We start from the raw sequence: 17,287 nt of genomic DNA, 5'->3' as shown, positions 1-17,287 counted from the left end.
GGCCCCGGCGGGTGCCCCGGGCGCACACCCCATCTGATGAGTCGTTTCAAACCGTTCGTGATCGTGATCAAGGAGTCCCGTGTGATGTCTGTCGAGACCGCGGAGAGCACCGCGGCCGCCACCGACACCGGTGTGGTGACCAAGCAGCAGTGGAAGTGGACGGCGCTGGCAGGGATGGCCTCCTACCTCGACGCCGGTTCGATCGTCGCCCTCGGTTCCGGCCTGGCCCTGTTCCAGGACGAGATGGGGCTGTCCGGCGACGCGGTCGGCACCCTCACCGCCATCGGGCCCAACGCCCTGGGCGCGGCGATCGGCGCCTTCGTCGGCGGCCGGCTGGGCGACAAGCTGGGCCGCAAGCGGATATACCAGTACGACCTGCTCGTCTACGCGGCGGCCATCCTGCTCATCGTGTTCGCCGCCAACCCGGCGATGCTGTTCGCCGGCACCTTCTTCGTCGGTCTCGCGGTCGGCGCCGACGTGCCCACCTCGCTCGCCCTGGTCGGTGAGTTCTCGCCGGCGAAGGCGCGCGGCAGGCTGATGGGGCTGACCCAGGTCACCTGGAACCTCGGTCCCGTCGTCGTGCTGCTGTTCGCCTGGGCGGTGTCGGACCTCGGTCTGCTGGGGATCCGGCTCGTCTTCCTCCATCTGTTCCTGGTCGCGCTCGTCACCTACGGGCTGCGGCGCGGGATGACCGAATCGGCCGTGTGGAAGTCGGCGGCGCAGTCCGGGCAGGCGGCCAAGGCGCGGGTCCGCGACCTGCTCAGCGGCCCCAACCTGCGCGCCCTGCTGTACACCGGCGGCATCTACCTGTTCTGGAACCTCGCGGCGGGTACCAACGGCATCTTCACCCCGTACATGGTCAAGACCCTCGGGGCGGGCAGCCAGGCGACCAGTGTGCTGCTGTCCTGCGCGGGCTTCGCGCTGGCGATCGTGGGCACGGTCGCGATCTACATGCGCCTCTCGGACCGCGGGCACCGCTACCGCAGGGCGATGTGGATCACCGGTTCGGTCATGCAGATCACTGCGTACGCGCTCTTCCTGGTGCTCCCCTTCACCCTGTCGACGATCGTCTTCAACGTCTTCCTCTTCGGCATCGGCCAGACCATGGCGGGCGAGGGCTTCTACAAGACCGTCAGCCAGGAACTCTTCCCGACGATGCTGCGGGGCACCGCCCAGGGCATCTCGTTCGGGGTCGCCCGGGTCTTCCTGGGCATCTGGTCCTTCTTCGTTCCCTCCCTCGCGAGCACCGGGATCACCACGGTCGCCGCGTTCCTGACGGGCTGTCTGCTCATTTGCGGCGTCATCGGCCTGTTCATGCCGAACACCGCAGGAAAGTCCCTCGAACAGCTGGAACGCGAACGCGCCACCGGCTGAGACGGACCGCGACGGCGGCGTCCGTTCCGTTGACAGGCGCCTCGGGTGCCGCTTAGCGTCAGTTATTGAATCGTTTCACAACGATCGTCCAACAGGAGAGTCATGACCGGGTCCACAGCACACGAGGCACGGACGGCGGCCGCCAAGGCCGTCCTGAAGCGCCAGGCGATCGAGACGCCTTCCTGGGGTTACGGCAACTCCGGTACCCGCTTCAAGGTGTTCGCCCAGGCGGGCGTCCCGCGCACCCCGCGGGAGAAGCTCGACGACGCCGCGCAGGTCCACCAGTTCACCGGTGCGGCGCCGACCGTCGCCCTGCACATCCCGTGGGACCGGGTCGAAGGGCCGGGCGGTTACGACGCACTCGGCAAGTACGCCCAGGAGCGCGGCGTCCGGCTCGGCACGATCAACGCCAACGTGTTCCAGGACGACGACTACAAGCTCGGCAGCGTCACCAACCCGGAGCCCGCGGTCCGCCGCAAGGCTCTCGCGCACCTCCTGGAGTGCGTCGACATCATGGACGCCACCGGGTCGCGCGATCTGAAGCTGTGGTTCTCCGACGGCACCAACTACCCGGGCCAGGACGACCTCAGGGCCCGTCAGGACCGGCTGGCCGAGGCGCTGCACACCGTGTACGAGCGGCTCGGCGACGACCAGCGGCTGGTGCTGGAGTACAAACTCTTCGAGCCCGCCTTCTACGCCACCGACGTGCCGGACTGGGGCACCTCGTACGCGCACTGCCTGAAGCTGGGCGACCGGGCGAAGGTGTGCGTGGACACCGGGCACCACGCGCCCGGCACCAACATCGAGTTCATCGTGGCGTTCCTGCTGCGGGAGGGGAAGCTCGGCGCCTTCGACTTCAACTCCCGCTTCTACGCCGACGACGACCTGATGGCGGGGGCCGCCGACCCCTTCCAGCTCTTTCGCATCCTGTACGAGGTGCGGCGCGGCGGCGGTCTGGAGGCCGGCTCGGGCATCGCGTTCATGCTCGACCAGTGCCACAACATCGAGGCCAAGATCCCGGCGGTCATCCGCTCGGTGATGAACGTGCAGGAGGCCACGGCCAAGGCGTTGCTGGTCGACGACGAAGCCCTGGCGGACGCTCAGCGCGCGGGCGACGTGCTGGCCGCGAACGCCGCGCTGATGGACGCCTACAACACGGACGTACGGCCGCTGCTGGCCGAGGTGCGCGAGGAGCAGGGGCTCGGCCCCGACCCGGTCGCGGCGTACCACGCGTCGGGCTGGGCCGAGCGGATCGTCACCGGCCGCACCGGCGGGCAGCAGGCGGGCTGGGGGGCGTAACACCACGACCAGGGCGGTGCGCCGCCTCCCCGCCTCCCCGCCGCCCCGCACGCCGTACGCCGCCCCGTACGCCGTCCCACCGTGCCGTACGCCGTCCCGCCGCCCCGCACGCCGCCCCGCACGCCGCCCCGCACGCCGTCCCGCCGTCCCGCCGTCCCGCACGCCTCCGTACCACCACGCACGCTTCCGCGCCGCCACGCGCGTCCCCGTGCCGCCCGTATCTCACGAAGGACTTGAGAACCCCATGACTCCCCATTCCGAAGCCGCCGCCGCACTCATCGCCCGCTCGCACCGGCTCGGCGCCGATCCGCGCAACACCAACTACGCGGGCGGCAACACGTCCGCGAAGGGAACCGAGGCCGACCCGGTGACCGGCGGCGAGGTCGAGCTCCTCTGGGTCAAGGGCAGCGGCGGCGACCTGGGGACGCTCACCGCCGACGGACTGGCCGTGCTGCGCCTCGACCGGCTGCACGCGCTCAAGGACGTGTACCCGGGGGTGGAGCGCGAGGACGAGATGGTGGCCGCCTTCGACTACTGCCTGCACGGCAAGGGCGGTGCGGCGCCGTCCATCGACACGGCGATGCACGGCCTGGTGGACGCCGCGCACGTCGACCATCTGCACCCCGACTCCGGCATCGCGCTCGCCTGCGCGGCCGACGGCGAGAAGCTGACCGCGGAGTGCTTCGGCGACAGCGTGGTGTGGGTGCCGTGGCGGCGGCCGGGATTCCAGCTCGGCCTGGACATCGCCGCGGTCAAGGAGGCCAACCCGCGGGCGATCGGCTGTGTGCTGGGCGGGCACGGGATCACCGCCTGGGGCGACACGGCAGAGGAGTGCGAGGAGCGCTCGCTGCACATCATCCGTACCGCCGAGACCTTCCTCGCCGAGCACGGCAGGGCGGAGCCCTTCGGCCCGGTGATCGAGGGCTACGCGGCGCTGGGCGCGGCCGAACGCAGGGCGCGCGCCGCGGCCCTGGCCCCGCTGGTCCGGGGCCTCGCCTCGCAGGACCGCCCGCAGGTCGGCCACTTCGACGACTCGGGCACCGTTCTCGACTTCCTCGCCTCCGCCGGGCACCCGCGGCTCGCGGCACTCGGCACCTCCTGCCCCGACCACTTCCTGCGGACGAAGGTCAGGCCGCTGGTCCTCGACCTGCCGCCGTCCGCGCCGCTCGACGAGGCGGGCGCCCGCCTCAAGGAACTGCACGCCGCCTACCGCGAGGAGTACGCCGCCTACTACGCACGGCACGCCGTCGACGGTTCACCCGCCATGCGCGGCGCCGACCCGGCGATCGTGCTGGTGCCCGGCGTCGGCATGTTCAGCTTCGGCAAGGACAAGCAGACGGCGCGGGTCGCGGGCGAGTTCTACCTCAACGCCGTCAACGTGATGCGCGGTGCCGAGGCCGTCTCCTCGTACGCCCCGATCGAGGAGTCGGAGAAGTTCCGCATCGAGTACTGGGAGTTGGAGGAGGCCAAGCTCCGCAGGATGCCGAGGCCGCGACCGCTGGCGACCCGGGTCGCGCTGGTCACGGGCGCAGGCAGCGGCATCGGCAAGGCGATCGCGCACCGGCTCGTCGCGGAGGGCGCGTGCGTGGTGGTCGCCGACCTCGACACCGCCGGTGCGACGGCCGTGGCGGACGAGCTGGGCGGCCCCGACAAGGCGGTCGCGGTCACCGTCGACGTGACGTCGGAGGAACAGATCGCGGCGGCCTTCGACGCCGCGGTGCTGGCCTTCGGCGGGGTCGACCTGGTGGTGAACAACGCGGGCATCTCCATCTCGAAGCCGCTCCTGGAGACCACCGCGAGGGACTGGGACCTCCAGCACGACATCATGGCCCGCGGGTCGTTCCTGGTCGCACGCGAGGCGGCCCGGGTGATGCAGGCCCAGGGCATGGGCGGCGACATCGTCTACATCGCCTCGAAGAATGCCGTGTTCGCAGGCCCGAACAACATCGCCTACTCGGCGACCAAGGCCGACCAGGCCCACCAAGTCCGTTTGCTGGCAGCCGAGTTGGGCGAGCACGGCATCCGCGTCAACGGGGTGAACCCGGACGGTGTCGTGCGCGGCTCGGGAATCTTCGCAGGTGGCTGGGGTGCGCAGCGCGCGGCGACGTACGGCATCGAGGAGGAGAAGCTCGGCGAGTTCTACGCCCAACGGACGCTCCTCAAGCGCGAGGTGCTACCCGAGCACGTGGCGGGCGCGGTGTTCGCACTCACCGGGGGCGACCTGTCCCACACCACGGGGCTGCACATCCCGGTGGACGCGGGCGTCGCGGCGGCGTTCCTGCGCTGAGCGGGCGTGCGGGGGCCGGGCGCCCGGTTCGGCTGCCGCCGGTGTCGGGGCGGATGCGTCTCTGCGGCCGGCGTCTGCGGTCGGCGCCCGACCCCGGCTTCGGCCTCCGGCCCCGGCTTCGGCCTCCGGCCCCGGCTTCGGCCTCCGGCCCCGACCTCCGCCCCCGCCCCGCGCCCCCGTCGCGCCCCGCCCCGGTCACCCCGCCCCAGTCACCCCGCCCGTACTCCTGCTCCGTGAGGACACCGTGCCGCCCAGTTGCTCCCTGCCCTTTGCCGCCGTGGACCTCGGTGCGTCCAGTGGGCGCGTGATGACCGCGCGTGTCGGTCCCGACGTGCTGGACCTGACGGAGGTGCACCGCTTCGCCAACCGGCCGGTGCGGGCGGGCGCCACCCTGCACTGGGACATCCTCAACCTGTACGCGGGAGTGCTCGACGGGCTGCGCGCGGCGGGCCCGGTGGCGTCCGTCGGCATCGACAGCTGGGCCGTGGACTACGGACTGCTCGATGCCGAAGGAGCGCTGCTGGGCAACCCGGTGCACTACCGCGACGGACGTACGGACGGCATCGCGGCGAAGGTGTGGGCGAAGGTCCCGCCCGCCGAGCTGTACGCGGCGACCGGCCTCCAGTACGCGCCTTTCAACACGCTGTACCAGCTCGTCGCCGCGCAGGGTTCGCCGCAACTGGCCGCCGCCGAGCGGCTGTTGCTCATCCCTGACCTGCTCACGTACTGGCTGACCGGCCGGGCGGGCACCGAGCTCACCAACGCCTCGACCACCCAGCTCGTCGACCCGCGCACGGGCGGCTGGGCGCACGGCGTCGCCGAGCGCCTCGGCATCGACCTGAGCCTCTTCGCCCCGCTGCGCGCACCCGGTGACGCCGCCGGGCTGCTGCTGCCGCACGTGCTGGAGGAGACCGGGCTCGAAGGGCCGGTGCCAGTGACCGCTGTCGGCTCCCACGACACCGCGTCGGCGGTCGCCGCCGTACCGGCCACCGAGGGCAGCGCCTTCGCGTACATCTGCACCGGCACCTGGTCCCTGGCCGGGCTCGAACTCGACGCGCCCGTGCTGACCGAGGCGAGCCGCGCCGCCAACTTCACCAACGAGCTGGGCCTGGACGGCACCGTCCGTTACCTGCGCAACATCATGGGGCTGTGGCTGCTCCAGGAGTGCCTGCGGGACTGGGGCGGCCCCGAGCTCGGCGGGCTGCTGCGGGACGCCGGGCAGGTGGCGCCGCTGCGGTCGGTGGTGGACGCGGGTGACGAGACCTTCCTGGCGCCGGGCAGGATGCCGCGGCGCATCGCGGACGCCTGCCGGGCCTCCGGGCAGCCCGTTCCGCGTACTCCGGCCGAGACGACCCGGTGCATCCTCGACTCACTGGCCCTCGCGCACCGGCGGGCCGTCGAGGACGCGGCCCGTCTCGCCGGGCGCACGGTCGACGTGGTGCACATCGTGGGCGGCGGTGCGCGCAACGCACTGCTCTGCCAGCTGACCGCAGACGCCTGCGGGCTCCCCGTCGTCGCGGGGCCGGCCGAGGCGGCGGCGCTGGGCAACGTACTCGTCCAGGCGCGCGCCCACGGCCTGGTCGGTGACCGGCAGGCGATGCGACAACTCCTGGTAGGAACACAGCCGTTGCAGCGCCACGAACCACGCGGCAACCACACCGCGTGGCGCGCCGCCGAGCAGCGTTTCGACCCGAGGTGAGGCGTACGGGCGCGCAGCAGACGGCCCCGCCCGCCACCGGGGCACCGGACGTGCGAGATTTGACGGATGTACGAGACGAAGGGGCCGCCATGCGCGTCGCACTGTTCCTGACGTGTGTCAACGACACGCTCTATCCGGACACGGGCCGTGCAGTGGTGAAGCTCCTGGGCAGGCTGGGCGTCGAGGTCGACTTCCCGCAGGCCCAGACCTGCTGCGGACAGGCGCACTACAACACCGGCTACCGGCACGAGGCGGAGCCGCTCGCCAGGAAGTTCGCCCGGGACTTCGCCGGTTACGACACGATCGTGACGCCGTCCGGTTCGTGCGGCGCGATGGTGCGCGAGCTCTATCCGCGGATGGGCGAGCGGGCCCGCGCCGAGGGCCGGGGCGGCGGGCTCGCGGCCGCGCTCGCCCCCGTCGTGCCGAAGACGTACGAACTCACCGAGTTCCTGGTGGACGTGCTCGGCGTGACGGACGTCGGTGCGTACTACCCGCACACGGTGACCTACCACCCCACCTGCCACGGGCTGCGCTCCCTCGGACTCGCGGACAAGCCGCTGCAACTCCTCGGTGCGGTCGAAGGACTTGAGCTGCGGGAGCTGCCCGGTGCGAGCGAGTGCTGCGGATTCGGCGGCACCTTCGCCCTGAAGAACTCCGACGTCTCGGCGGCGATGGCCGCCGACAAGGTCCGCAGCGCGGAGGCGACCGGCGCCGAAGTGCTGTGCGCCGCCGACAACTCCTGCCTGATGCACATCGGCGGCACCATGACCCGCCTGCACACCGCGGTGCGGCCGGTCCACATCGCTGAGATCCTCAGCAGCACGGCGGCGGACCACTCGCCGGGGACCGCGGGGATCAGCAGCACGGCGGCAGACCACGCGCCGGGGGCCGCGGGGAGCCCGGCGGCCGGCACAGCAGAGGAGCCCCTGACATGAGCGGCACGTATCTCGGCATGCCCGCGTTTCCCAAGGCCGCCCACGACGCGGTGCGCGACACGACGCTGCGCGCCAATCTCCGGCACGCGACGCACACCATCCGCGACAAGCGGGCCAAGGCCGTGGCGGAGCTCGACGACTGGGCGCAGCTGCGCGAGGCCGGAAAGCAGATCAAGGACCACACGCTGCACCATCTCGACCACTACCTGGAGCAGTTGGAGCAGTCCGTCACCGCCGCAGGCGGCACGGTGCACTGGGCCGTCGACGCGGCCGAGGCGAACCGGATCGTGACCCAGCTGGTGCGCGAGGCCGGTGAGACGGAGGTGGTCAAGGTCAAGTCGATGGCCACCCAGGAGATCGGCCTCAACGAGGCGCTGGAGGCCGAGGGCATCCGTGCGTACGAGACGGACCTCGCCGAACTCATCGTGCAGCTCGGCCACGACCGCCCCTCGCACATCCTCGTCCCGGCGATCCACCGCAACCGCGGCGAGATCCGCGACATCTTCCGCGCGGAGATGGGGAAGTGGGGCAGGCCCGCACCCGAAGGGCTGACGGACACCCCCGCCGACCTCGCCGAGGCCGCCCGCCGCCACCTCCGCGAGAAGTTCCTGCGCGCCAAGGTCGGCATCTCCGGCGCGAACTTCATGGTCGCCGAGACGGGCACCATGGTCGTCGTCGAGTCGGAGGGCAACGGCCGCATGTGCCTGACCCTGCCCGAGACGCTGATCTCGGTCGTCGGCATCGAGAAGGTCGTACCGGCCTGGCGCGACCTCGAAGTCTTCCTGCAGACCCTGCCGCGCTCCTCGACGGCCGAGCGCATGAACCCGTACACGAGCACCTGGACCGGCACCACCGACGGTGACGGCCCGCGGACCTTCCACCTGGTGCTGCTCGACAACGGACGCACCGACACCCTCGCCGACGAGGTCGGCCGCCAGGCTCTGCGCTGCATCCGCTGCTCGGCCTGCCTCAATGTGTGCCCGGTGTACGAGCGCGCCGGCGGCCACGCGTACGGCTCCGTCTACCCCGGTCCCATCGGCGCGATCCTCAGCCCCCAACTCCGGGGCACCGCGAGCGAGATCGACGCCTCACTGCCGTACGCGTCCTCGCTGTGCGGCGCCTGCTACGAGGTGTGCCCGGTCGCCATCGACATCCCCGAGGTCCTGGTGCACCTGCGTGAACGCGTCGTCCAGGGCGGAGCGGCCACCCGGCACGGCACGAAGGTGACGGTGCAGCCCGCGAAGGGGCACGCGGCGGAGCGGGCGGCCATGCGCGGCGCCCGGTGGGTGTTCTCCCACCCGGCGGCGCTGCGAACCGGCCAGCGCCTGGCCTCGCGCACCCGGCGCCTTCATCCCCGCACGCTGCCGGGCCCCGGCCGGGCGTGGAGCGGGACCAGGGACCTGCCGCAGGTCCCGGCGGAACCCTTCAGGGACTGGTGGCGGCGTACGCACGGCGGAAAGGGCACGAAGTGAGCAGCAGGGACGTGATTCTCGGCCGGGTGCGGCGCGCGGTCGGCGCGACGCGGACCGAGGGACCGGAGTCGTACGCCACGGCCGTCGACCGGAACTACCTGCGTGAGCACGGCTCCCGCAGCGGGGAACGGACGGTGGACCTGCTGGCGGAGAACCTGGCCGACTACCGCGCCACCGTGCACCGCTGCACGGAGGCGGAACTCCCCGCGACAGTGGCACGCCTGCTCGCGGCGCGCGGCGCGCGCAGCGTCCTGGTCCCGCCGGGCCTGCCGCGGAGCTGGCTTGCGGCCACGGAGGCCTTGCCGGTCCAGGACCTCGGGGAGAGCACCCCGGACGACCTGGACCAGGTCGACAGTGTGCTGACCGGCTGCGCGGTCGCGATCGCGGAGACCGGCACGCTCGTCCTGGACGGCGGCCCCGACCAGGGCAGGCGCCGGATCACACTGGTCCCCGACCACCACGTCTGTGTGGTGCGGGTACCGGCCCAGGTGGTCGCCGGAGTCCCGCAGGCCCTCGAACGGCTCGACCCGGCCCGTCCGCTGACCTGGATCTCCGGCCCGTCCGCCACCAGCGACATCGAACTCGACCGGGTCGAGGGGGTGCACGGCCCGCGGCGCCTGGAGGTGGTGCTGGTGAGCCAGGACCCGACCGGCTGAGCACGCCTGGCCGCCGGGGTGGCGGGGGCGGCTGGGTGTTCCCCCGGGTCAGCACCTGGCCGCCGGGGTGGCCGGGTGTTCCCCCGGTCAGCGGGGCGGCCGAGTGCTCTCCGGGTCAGCGGGGCGGTCGGGTGCTCTCCGGGTCAGCGGGGCGGCGGTACCACTCTGAACAACACCTGCCCGTTCGGCCCGGTCGTCACCTCGCGCAGCGCGGGGTCGCCGGCCCGCAGCCCGCCGTCGCTCCTCCACCGCAGCACCCAGCTCACCTTGTACCGGTGCAGGATCCGGAGCTGCTCCGCCCGGGAGGAGCCCGGTGCGAAGTACCGGTCGACCGCCGCGTGCCTGGCCGCCTCGTCGGGCAGGAAGAAGTCCGGGTACCCGGGCGCCACCGTGTAGGGGCCGTACGCCGGGACCTGACGGGCCGCCAGTCCCTTGGTCATGACGGTGTCCCCGTACCTCGTCCAGGGGGTGACCCACCGGTAATCGGCCCAGGGCTCCCGGACCTTCTCGCGCACCGCGGGCGGCAGGGCGTCCGCCCGTACGACGTAGCCGAGCGCCCCGGCCTGTGCCCACGCGCCCGCCACGAGCGCCGCGCCGGTCAGCCCCGCGAAGACGTTGCGGCCCAACCGCGAGCCTGTTGACACCGCGGCGAGCGCCGCCGCGAGCTGCGCGGGGACGACGGCCGCGGGAAGCGCCCGCCCCCAGGCCCAGTGGCCGGTGACCGCGCCGGCGGTGACCATCAGTGCGCCGAGGGCGAAGAAGACCACCAGCGGGTCCCGCCGGTCCCGCCGGAACCGCAGGCCAAGCGCAAGCACCCCGATCGAGACGAAGGCGTACCGCGGCAACAGGTCCTGGTACAGGGACCGGTGGATGGTCTCCAGCCCGCCGTGACCCAGCAGCGCGAAGAACGAGTAGTAAGGCCAGGCGGCGAGCAGGACGAGCCCGGCCGCGAAACCGCCGGCCAGCGGCAGCCAGATCCCCCGACCCGGCCACGGCCGCGCCCCGCACAGCACGCCGAGCGCGCCGAAGGTGGCGACGGCGCCGGAGAACTGGTGGCTGAGCACGATGACGGCCCACAGCGGCCCGAGCACGAGACAGAGCTGCCACCGGCCCCGGCCGCGCAGCGCGTCACAGAGCAGGGCCCAGAGGTGGAAGGAGAGCGCGAGGGCGAACGTACTCGGGTACGAAAGGCTCAGCGCCAGCGAGCCGAGCTCCAGGAATCCGCTCCACGCGAAGGGCTGCGGACCCCAGAGGAAGAGCACGCACAGCACCGCGAGCGGCCCGGCAGCCCGGCGCGTGCTGAGAGTACCCGCGAACCGCCAGACGCCGGTGATCAGCAGCGGCAGCGACACGAGTGCGGAGAGCCGCAGCACGGAGAAGGTGGCGAGTCCGGTCAGTTCGGCGACGGCGCCGAGCAGCAGTATCCACGGCGAGTAGTACGGACTGGTGGTGTCCGCGTCCACCAGCGGGTTGCCCGGATCGAGCAGCCGGTGCCGCAGCCGCTCGACGGTCGCCGCGTGCACCCCGAGGTCGCCGTCCCACGGCAGGCGTACGGCCACACCCAGGAGCAGCACGACGACCAGCAGCACCGCCCCGTGCAGCACCGCGCGACAGACCCCGCTGTCCGCGGCGGGCGCGAGCGGCTCGACCACCGGGACGGCGTCGGCATCCCCTTGCCGCGTCTCGGCGGCCGGGGCGAAGGCAGCGGAGAAACGGGAACCATTCAGCGTAAAACGCTCACTCATGCACCATGGATATACGCAAAGTTCCCGCCCGCCCCGAGGCTCACCGCCCGGCGCGGCGGTGTTTCCCCCGGCCCGGTCAGGTCCCCGACCGGGTGGGTGGCCTGCGCGCGGGCGCGGGTTCCTGGGACACTGGGGGACCCGCGGGGCGATGTGCCCGGCCCCGCGCCAGAGTTCGTGCACCTGCGCAGGTCCCCGCGCAGCCGTGCCCCGGGGCAGCCGTGCCCACCGGTCAAGAGGAGTCGTCCCGTGCGCAAGATCGTCACCACCGCGTTCATCTCGCTCGACGGCGTCGTCGAGGCGCCGGGCGGCGAGAGCGGCTACCGGAACTCCGGGTGGACCTTCAAGGACATGGAGTTCCTGCCCGAGGCGTTCGAGATCAAGGGCCGCGAGCAGGGCGAGGCCGCCGCGATGCTGCTGGGCCGGGTCAGCTACCAGGCGTTCAGCCCGGTGTGGCCGGACATGGCGGACTTCGCCGGCTACCGGCAGATGCCCAAGTACGTCGTCTCCACCACCCTCAGCGACGACGACCTCGTCACCGACTGGGGCGACACCACCATCCTGCGGACCCTCGACGAGGTCGCCGCGCTCAAGGAGACCGAGGGCGGCCCGCTCATCGTCCACGGCAGCGCCTCACTCAACCAGGCCCTCTCCGACGCCGGTCTCGTCGACCGGTACCACCTCCTGGTCTTCCCGCTCCTCCTGGGCGCGGGCAAGCGGCTGTTCAGCGCCACGGACAAGGACACCCAGAAGCTGCGGCTGGTCGAGTACGAGGCGTACGCCAACGGCCTCCAGAAGAACGTCTTCGACGTCGTCCGCTGACCCGGCGCGCCTTCTCCCCCCTGGGGGACAACGCCGGGCCGCGGAAACGCGAGAGGCGCCGGTCGGGCCCGTGAATCGGACCCGTCCGGCACCTCGACAGCCGTGCCGCGTGGTCAGCAGCTCAGGTTGGAGCCCGGTGTGGTGCCCAGGATCTGGGTGAACGCCTTGTAGCGGTCGATACGGCTCTGGACCTGGGCGGGGTTGCCGCCGTTGCACTCCAGGGTGCCGTTGATGGCGCGGATGGTCTCACCGAAGCCGGCGCCGTTGACGATGGCGTTGTGCGGCGTCATGGTGCCCGGTCCGCTCTGGGTGTTCCAGTACCAGAGGCCGGTCTTCCAGGCGACGGCCGGGTCCTGCTCCACCAGTCGCGGGTTGTTGAGGAGGTCGATGCCGAGGGCGTCGCCCGCGGCCTTGTAGTTGAAGTTCCAGCTCAGCTGGATCGGCCCGCGGCCGTAGTAGGCGGCCTGTCCCGCCGGGCACCCGTAGGGCTGGGTGGCGTCGCAGTAGTGCGGGTAGTTGCTCTGGTTCTGCTCCACCACGTACTGCAGGCCGCCGGTCTCGTGGCTGACGTTGGCGAGGAACGCAGCGGCCTCCTGGCGCTTGACCGTGTCGCTGCCGGTGTTGGCGAAGGCCGGGTAGGAGGCCAGCGCGTCGGTCAGGCCCCTGTACGTGTAGAAGGGGTTGCGGCTCGGGAACATCTGGTTGAACTGGGCCTCGGTCACGACGAAGCCGGAAGGGTCCGGGTTGCCCGGCTCAGAACCGCCGCCGCAGGAACCCTTGTCGGTCCAGACGTCCGAGCCGCCCGGGGTCTCGTTCTGGGTCCACCACTTGGCCGTCCAGTTGTGCCCGTTGTGCGAGGCCGAGTTGCCACCGGTGTAGACGGACGAGGAGCTCCACGGCGCTGCGCAGTCGGCGGCGGACGCCGTTCCGGCGGCCGGGCCCAGGACGATCATCGCGCCGAACGCGGCGAGTGCCGCGGTGAGGCTGGTGAGGCGTTTGAACATGCCAACTCTCCTTATCGGCGGCGCGGTTCGTGGGGTTCGCGCCACCATGGGGGTGTCGCGAACTCAAGCGAAATGGTCTGGACCTGTCAAGGTCTAGACCAAGAAAAGGCGCAGAAATCTGAATCTGGGCCCCTGTTGGGGGGGGCGCGCACGTGACCTGGGCCCCTGTTGGGGGGCGCGCACGTGCGGAAGGAGAACCGCAAGGGAGCGGGCAGGGCGCTCAGACCACCGGTACCCGCCGCAGGGCGAGAAGCGTCGCGTCGTCCGCGCAGTGCGGCCCGTCGAGTCGGTCGAGGAGGAGTTCGGCGTACTCCTGCAGCCCGTCGTGCCCGCGCGCGGGAGTCGTTTCGCGTGCGCACTGCTCGGCCGCGTCAAGGAAGCGCGCCGTGTCCCGGTCCGGATCGGAGTCACGGCGCTCGATGAGCCCGTCGGAGCAGAGCAGGATGATGTCGCCCTCGGCGAGGACGGTCTCGGCCGCGGCGTAGGTGGCGCCGGACAGCACCCCGAGGGTGAGGCCGGCCCCGCCGGGCGGCGCGGACAGCTGGGTGGCCCGCGTTCCGCGCAGCAGGACGGGGCGCGGGTGTCCTGCGCAGGTCCACCGGAGCATCGAGCGCTCCGGGTGGTAGCGGGCGATGACGGCGGTGGCGGTCGACTCGATGCCGTCGTCGCACGCCACCTCGTTCAGCCACCGGGTCAGCTCCTCCACCGGCGCCCCCGTGTAGGCGAGGCCGGCCAGCGCGTACCGGAGCTTGGCCATGAGGGTGACCGCGTCGAGCCCGTGCCCCCGGGCGTCGCCGAGGGCGACCAGGAGCCGCCCGTCGGGCAGCCTGCGGGCCTTGTACCAGTCGCCGCCGACCCCCGACCCCCTGGAGTCGGGCCGGTACACGGCCGCGGCGTCGAGGCCGTAGGAGGCCAGTTCGCCCTGGAAGCGGGGCAGTACGGCGTCGCGCAGTACGTCGGCGACCTCCGCGAGCGCCGTGGCCCGCGAGCGCTGCCGGCGCGCCTCCTCGTCCGACGCCCGGGCCACCGCACGGCGGCGGTGCTCGTCGCTGACGTCGATGAGGACCGCCCGCACCGCCCACACGGGGCCGCCCTCGGGGCGGACCGGCTCGGCGACCATCCTGATGAAGCGTTCCACCGGTCCGAGCAGGCGCACCTCGCACTCGGAGCGCCGCTTGCGCAGCAGCACGTCGTAGAGCAGCCGGTAGAACTCGGGCAGGCTGTCGGGGGCGACCAGCGCGGCGATGCCCGGCAGGTCGGGGACGGGGTCCTCCCGGCCAAGTCCCAGCACGTAACCGAATCCGAGGGACGGGTCGACGCTGCTGTTCGCGAGGTTCCACTCCGCCCAGCAGGTCCTGACCAGTTTCTGGGCCGCCTTCGCCATCCGGACCCGGTGGCCCGGTTCCCAGGTGACGAGCAGATCCTGACCGCACGGGCCGACGCGGACCTCGTTGCTGAGCCGTACGGGAAGCCCCTCCGGCCGGGGGAGGAACCACTCCACGGCTTCCGGGCCCTGGGACTCGCGCGAGCGGTGCGCGTCGGCGAGCATCCGGGGGAGTGCGGTGCGCTCCATGACGGGAAAGCGTTCGAACAGCGGGACCGGGCCGTTCCAGGGCGCCACGGCGTCCTGCGGTACGCGGGCGGCGGCGTAGGTGCGCGCCCGCCCGTTCTGCGCCAGATAGAGGAAGTCCTCGATCGCGCCGTCGTCGCCGAGCACGGGCCTGACCAGCAGGGCCGCCAGCGGCAGCGCGTCCAGCAGATCGCTCACGGCGTCCGGGACCGGGGCCGTCGGCCGCCCGGCGGGGCCCCCGGGGGCCCGCTGCTGCGGCCGGTGCGTATGGGCGTAGGTGGCGATCCGCTGCCGCTGTGCGGCCAGCAGCTCCTCCACGGCCTGGAGCTCAAGGCGGGAGCGTCCGTCCCCCGTGGGAGGGAGATGCTCCATGGTGCCGCCTTCCCGGGGTCGTCAGCTACGGCTCGCGGACATCCTCGCCCGCCGCCGCAGCGGCGGCGACCCGGCGGCGGGCGCCCGGCCGTCCGTCCGTGCGCCCGCCCGGCCGAGGGTGGGCCGCGCGGTGGTCAGGACGGCTGCACCTGGTCGAAGAGAGCGAGGGCCTCGGTGGGGTCCGGGCTCACGAGGCGTTCCAGGCCGGCCGTCGTGAACTCCGCCCACCGGGCGGCCCGTGCCCACATCTGCTCCTCGAAGGCGTGGACGGCCCCGTCCGGATCCGTGGGGGCGGCCACGAGGGCCTCGGCGAGCTCGGCGCCCTCCAGCAGCGCCAGGTTCGCGCCCGCCCCCAACGGAGGCATCAGATGGGCCGCGTCGCCCAGCAGCGTCACCCCGGGGACGTGGGGCCAGGTGTGGGAGACGGGCAGGGCGTGCAGGGGGCGGTGGGCGAAGGCCGCGCCGCGGCGGACGAGGTCGAGGAGCAGGCTGTCCCAGCCCTCGAACAGAGCCAGCAGGCCCGAGCGCACGGCCTCGACGTCGTCCACGGCCAGGTCCGCGTACCGGTCCAGCGGTGCGCGGAACTGGGCGTACACCTTGACGTGGCCACCGCTGCCCCGTTGGGCGACGAGCGCGCGGTTGACGCCGTACGCGGCCACGGAGCCGTCGCCGATCAGCCGGGCGAGGTCGGGGTGACGGTGGTCGACGTCGTCCAGGGAGGTCTCCACACAGCTGACGCCGGTGTAGTGCGGTGTCGCGGCCGAGAGCGCCGGGCGGACCCGGGACCAGGCGCCGTCCGCGCCGACCACGAGGTCGAACGTCTCCTGCCGCCCGTCCGCGAAGTGGACCCGCACGCCCTCCCTGGTCGCCGCGGTCACCCGCGTCACGTGCCGACCCCACCGGACGTCGAGCGGGCCGAGCAGGAGGTCACGCAGCCGCCCGCGGTCGATCTCGGGGTTTGCCCGGTCGTCGGGCCGGGGTTGCCAGTCACGCAGGACGGTGCCGTCCGGGTCCAGGATGCGCATGGCCTGCCCCTCGGGCCGCGACAGGGCCCGGAACTCCGCCAGCAGTCCGGCCTTGGCCAGTGCGAGCTGGCCCAGCCCTTCGTGCAGGTCAAGGGTGCCGCCCGGGGGGCGGAAGTCGGGGGCGGGGTCGCGTTCGAGGACGGTGACGGGACGGCCGTGCCGGTGCAGGACCCGGGCGAGGGCGAGGCCGCCGGGACCGCCTCCGACCACTGCGATGCGATGTCTCATGTCAATACACTGTATTGACTCGTTACGGCGGATCGCAAGGGTACGGTGTGACCATGACTGTGTGGGACCGGCCGGAGCCGCCGACTCAACCCGTACCGCTCGACCGGGAGCGGATCGTCGCCGCGGCTGTCGCGCTGGCCGACGAGGGCGGGCTGGCGGAGGTGTCCCTGCGCAAGGTCGCCGCGCGCCTGGACGCCGGCCCGATGCGGCTGTACAGGTACATCGCCACCAAGGAGGAGCTGTTCGACCTCATGGTGGACGCGGTCCAGGCCGAGATCCTCCCCGAGGAGCCGCCCGGCGACTGGCGGGAGGCACTGGCCACCCTCGCCCACCGCACCAGGCGGGCCGCGCTGCGGCACGAGTGGCTGGCCGACCTGCTCGGCGGGCGCCCGGCCTTCGGCCCGAACGGCCTCGCCGTGGCCGAGACCACGCTGTCCGCCCTCGACGGCCTCGCCGACATCGACACCGTCATGCGCGCCGTCGAGACCGTCAGTGCCTACTTCAACGGCGCGATCCGCCGCGAGATCACCAACCTGCGTGCCGAGCGTGCCGACGGTCTCTCCAAGCACGAGTGGCAGCGGGCCGCCGGCCCGCATCTGACGAGGATGCTGGCCACGGGCCGCTTCCCGGCCCTGGCCAGGGCCGTGCACGAAGGCACCGACGTGGACGCCGAGACCTCCTTCGCGAACGGCCTGGACTGGGTCCTGGACGCCGTGGCAGGCAAACTCACCGCCGGCCGCCCACCCCACGACACCGGCCGCGGCCCGCTACCTGAGGCCGCCGGCCAGCCATCCCACGACAT

General features: G+C 72.6%; 12 protein-coding genes and 1 pseudogene. 9 read left to right on the top strand and 4 right to left on the bottom strand.

Features of this window, described 5'->3' with window-relative positions:
• Positions 1-36 precede the first annotated feature (36 nt).
• From ACIQM4_RS30080 to ACIQM4_RS30050, 7 genes are all read left to right on the top strand, one after another.
• A complete protein-coding gene (locus ACIQM4_RS30080) occupies positions 37-1,374 on the top strand; it encodes an MFS transporter (RefSeq protein WP_401598088.1) in 1,338 nt (445 codons plus the stop codon).
• Between the two features lie 102 nt (positions 1,375-1,476).
• Positions 1,477-2,673 carry an L-rhamnose isomerase gene (gene rhaI, locus ACIQM4_RS30075; RefSeq protein WP_401598086.1) on the top strand — a complete coding sequence of 399 codons (1,197 nt, stop codon included), beginning with the start codon at positions 1,477-1,479 and terminating at the stop codon, positions 2,671-2,673.
• 244 nt (positions 2,674-2,917) lie between these two features.
• Positions 2,918-4,960 (top strand): bifunctional aldolase/short-chain dehydrogenase, encoded by a 2,043-nt coding sequence (locus tag ACIQM4_RS30070; protein ID WP_401598084.1) that lies wholly within the window; start codon positions 2,918-2,920, stop codon positions 4,958-4,960.
• 307 nt (positions 4,961-5,267) lie between these two features.
• Positions 5,268-6,659, top strand: coding sequence for a rhamnulokinase family protein (locus ACIQM4_RS30065; RefSeq protein WP_401598277.1), 1,392 nt, complete (start codon positions 5,268-5,270; stop codon positions 6,657-6,659).
• Between the two features lie 89 nt (positions 6,660-6,748).
• Entirely contained in the window at positions 6,749-7,594 is an 846-nt protein-coding gene (locus ACIQM4_RS30060; RefSeq protein ID WP_401598083.1) for a (Fe-S)-binding protein, read from the top strand.
• Positions 7,591-9,066 carry a LutB/LldF family L-lactate oxidation iron-sulfur protein gene (locus ACIQM4_RS30055; RefSeq protein ID WP_401598081.1) on the top strand — a complete coding sequence of 492 codons (1,476 nt, stop codon included), beginning with the start codon at positions 7,591-7,593 and terminating at the stop codon, positions 9,064-9,066. Before ACIQM4_RS30060 ends, ACIQM4_RS30055 begins: the two co-directional genes overlap by 4 nt.
• The gene (locus ACIQM4_RS30050) at positions 9,063-9,722 is read left to right on the top strand and encodes a lactate utilization protein C (protein WP_401598080.1); all 660 of its coding nucleotides are present in this window, start codon (positions 9,063-9,065) and stop codon (positions 9,720-9,722) included. The genes ACIQM4_RS30055 and ACIQM4_RS30050 overlap by 4 nt, the downstream gene beginning before the upstream one ends.
• Before the next feature lie 143 nt (positions 9,723-9,865).
• On the opposite strand, the gene ACIQM4_RS30045 is transcribed toward ACIQM4_RS30050, so the two are convergent.
• Positions 9,866-11,467, bottom strand: coding sequence for a hypothetical protein (locus tag ACIQM4_RS30045; RefSeq protein ID WP_401598077.1), 1,602 nt, complete (start codon positions 11,465-11,467; stop codon positions 9,866-9,868).
• Positions 11,468-11,713: 246 nt separating this feature from the next.
• Here ACIQM4_RS30045 and ACIQM4_RS30040 point away from each other — a divergent pair, with 246 nt between their 5' ends.
• The gene (locus ACIQM4_RS30040) at positions 11,714-12,286 is read left to right on the top strand and encodes a dihydrofolate reductase family protein (RefSeq protein ID WP_401598074.1); all 573 of its coding nucleotides are present in this window, start codon (positions 11,714-11,716) and stop codon (positions 12,284-12,286) included.
• Between the two features lie 113 nt (positions 12,287-12,399).
• On the opposite strand, the gene ACIQM4_RS30035 is transcribed toward ACIQM4_RS30040, so the two are convergent.
• The 3 genes from ACIQM4_RS30035 to ACIQM4_RS30025 form a co-directional block, all read right to left on the bottom strand.
• Positions 12,400-13,290 (bottom strand): glycoside hydrolase family 19 protein, encoded by an 891-nt coding sequence (locus ACIQM4_RS30035; protein ID WP_401598071.1) that lies wholly within the window; start codon positions 13,288-13,290, stop codon positions 12,400-12,402.
• Between the two features lie 220 nt (positions 13,291-13,510).
• Positions 13,511-15,232: a PP2C family protein-serine/threonine phosphatase gene (locus ACIQM4_RS30030; RefSeq protein ID WP_401598068.1), complete on the bottom strand. Its 1,722-nt coding sequence runs from the start codon at positions 15,230-15,232 to the stop codon at positions 13,511-13,513.
• Between the two features lie 134 nt (positions 15,233-15,366).
• Entirely contained in the window at positions 15,367-16,485 is a 1,119-nt protein-coding gene (locus tag ACIQM4_RS30025; RefSeq protein ID WP_401598065.1) for an FAD-dependent oxidoreductase, read from the bottom strand.
• 53 nt (positions 16,486-16,538) lie between these two features.
• Between ACIQM4_RS30025 and ACIQM4_RS30020 the strand changes: the two are divergent.
• A pseudogene (locus ACIQM4_RS30020) lies at positions 16,539-17,231 on the top strand (TetR/AcrR family transcriptional regulator); the annotation flags it as partial.
• Positions 17,232-17,287 lie beyond the last annotated feature (56 nt).

It is taken from the genome of Streptomyces sp. NPDC091272 (assembly GCF_044757485.1).
Classification (GTDB): domain Bacteria; phylum Actinomycetota; class Actinomycetes; order Streptomycetales; family Streptomycetaceae; genus Streptomyces.
This window is presented reverse-complemented; position numbering and strand designations above follow the sequence as displayed.

Excerpts from the sequence above, each read along its gene's own strand:
- ACIQM4_RS30080 (WP_401598088.1), top strand. The coding sequence starts at position 37 with ATGAGTCGTTTCAAACCGTTCGTGATCGTGATCAAGGAGTCCCGTGTG.
- rhaI (WP_401598086.1), top strand. The coding sequence starts at position 1,477 with ATGACCGGGTCCACAGCACACGAGGCACGGACGGCGGCCGCCAAGGCC.
- ACIQM4_RS30070 (WP_401598084.1), top strand. The coding sequence starts at position 2,918 with ATGACTCCCCATTCCGAAGCCGCCGCCGCACTCATCGCCCGCTCGCAC.
- ACIQM4_RS30065 (WP_401598277.1), top strand. The coding sequence starts at position 5,268 with ATGACCGCGCGTGTCGGTCCCGACGTGCTGGACCTGACGGAGGTGCAC.
- ACIQM4_RS30060 (WP_401598083.1), top strand. The coding sequence starts at position 6,749 with ATGCGCGTCGCACTGTTCCTGACGTGTGTCAACGACACGCTCTATCCG.
- ACIQM4_RS30055 (WP_401598081.1), top strand. The coding sequence starts at position 7,591 with ATGAGCGGCACGTATCTCGGCATGCCCGCGTTTCCCAAGGCCGCCCAC.
- ACIQM4_RS30045 (WP_401598077.1), bottom strand. The coding sequence starts at position 11,467 with ATGAGTGAGCGTTTTACGCTGAATGGTTCCCGTTTCTCCGCTGCCTTC.
- ACIQM4_RS30035 (WP_401598071.1), bottom strand. The coding sequence starts at position 13,290 with ATGTTCAAACGCCTCACCAGCCTCACCGCGGCACTCGCCGCGTTCGGC.
- ACIQM4_RS30030 (WP_401598068.1), bottom strand. The coding sequence starts at position 15,232 with ATGGAGCATCTCCCTCCCACGGGGGACGGACGCTCCCGCCTTGAGCTC.
- ACIQM4_RS30025 (WP_401598065.1), bottom strand. The coding sequence starts at position 16,485 with ATGAGACATCGCATCGCAGTGGTCGGAGGCGGTCCCGGCGGCCTCGCC.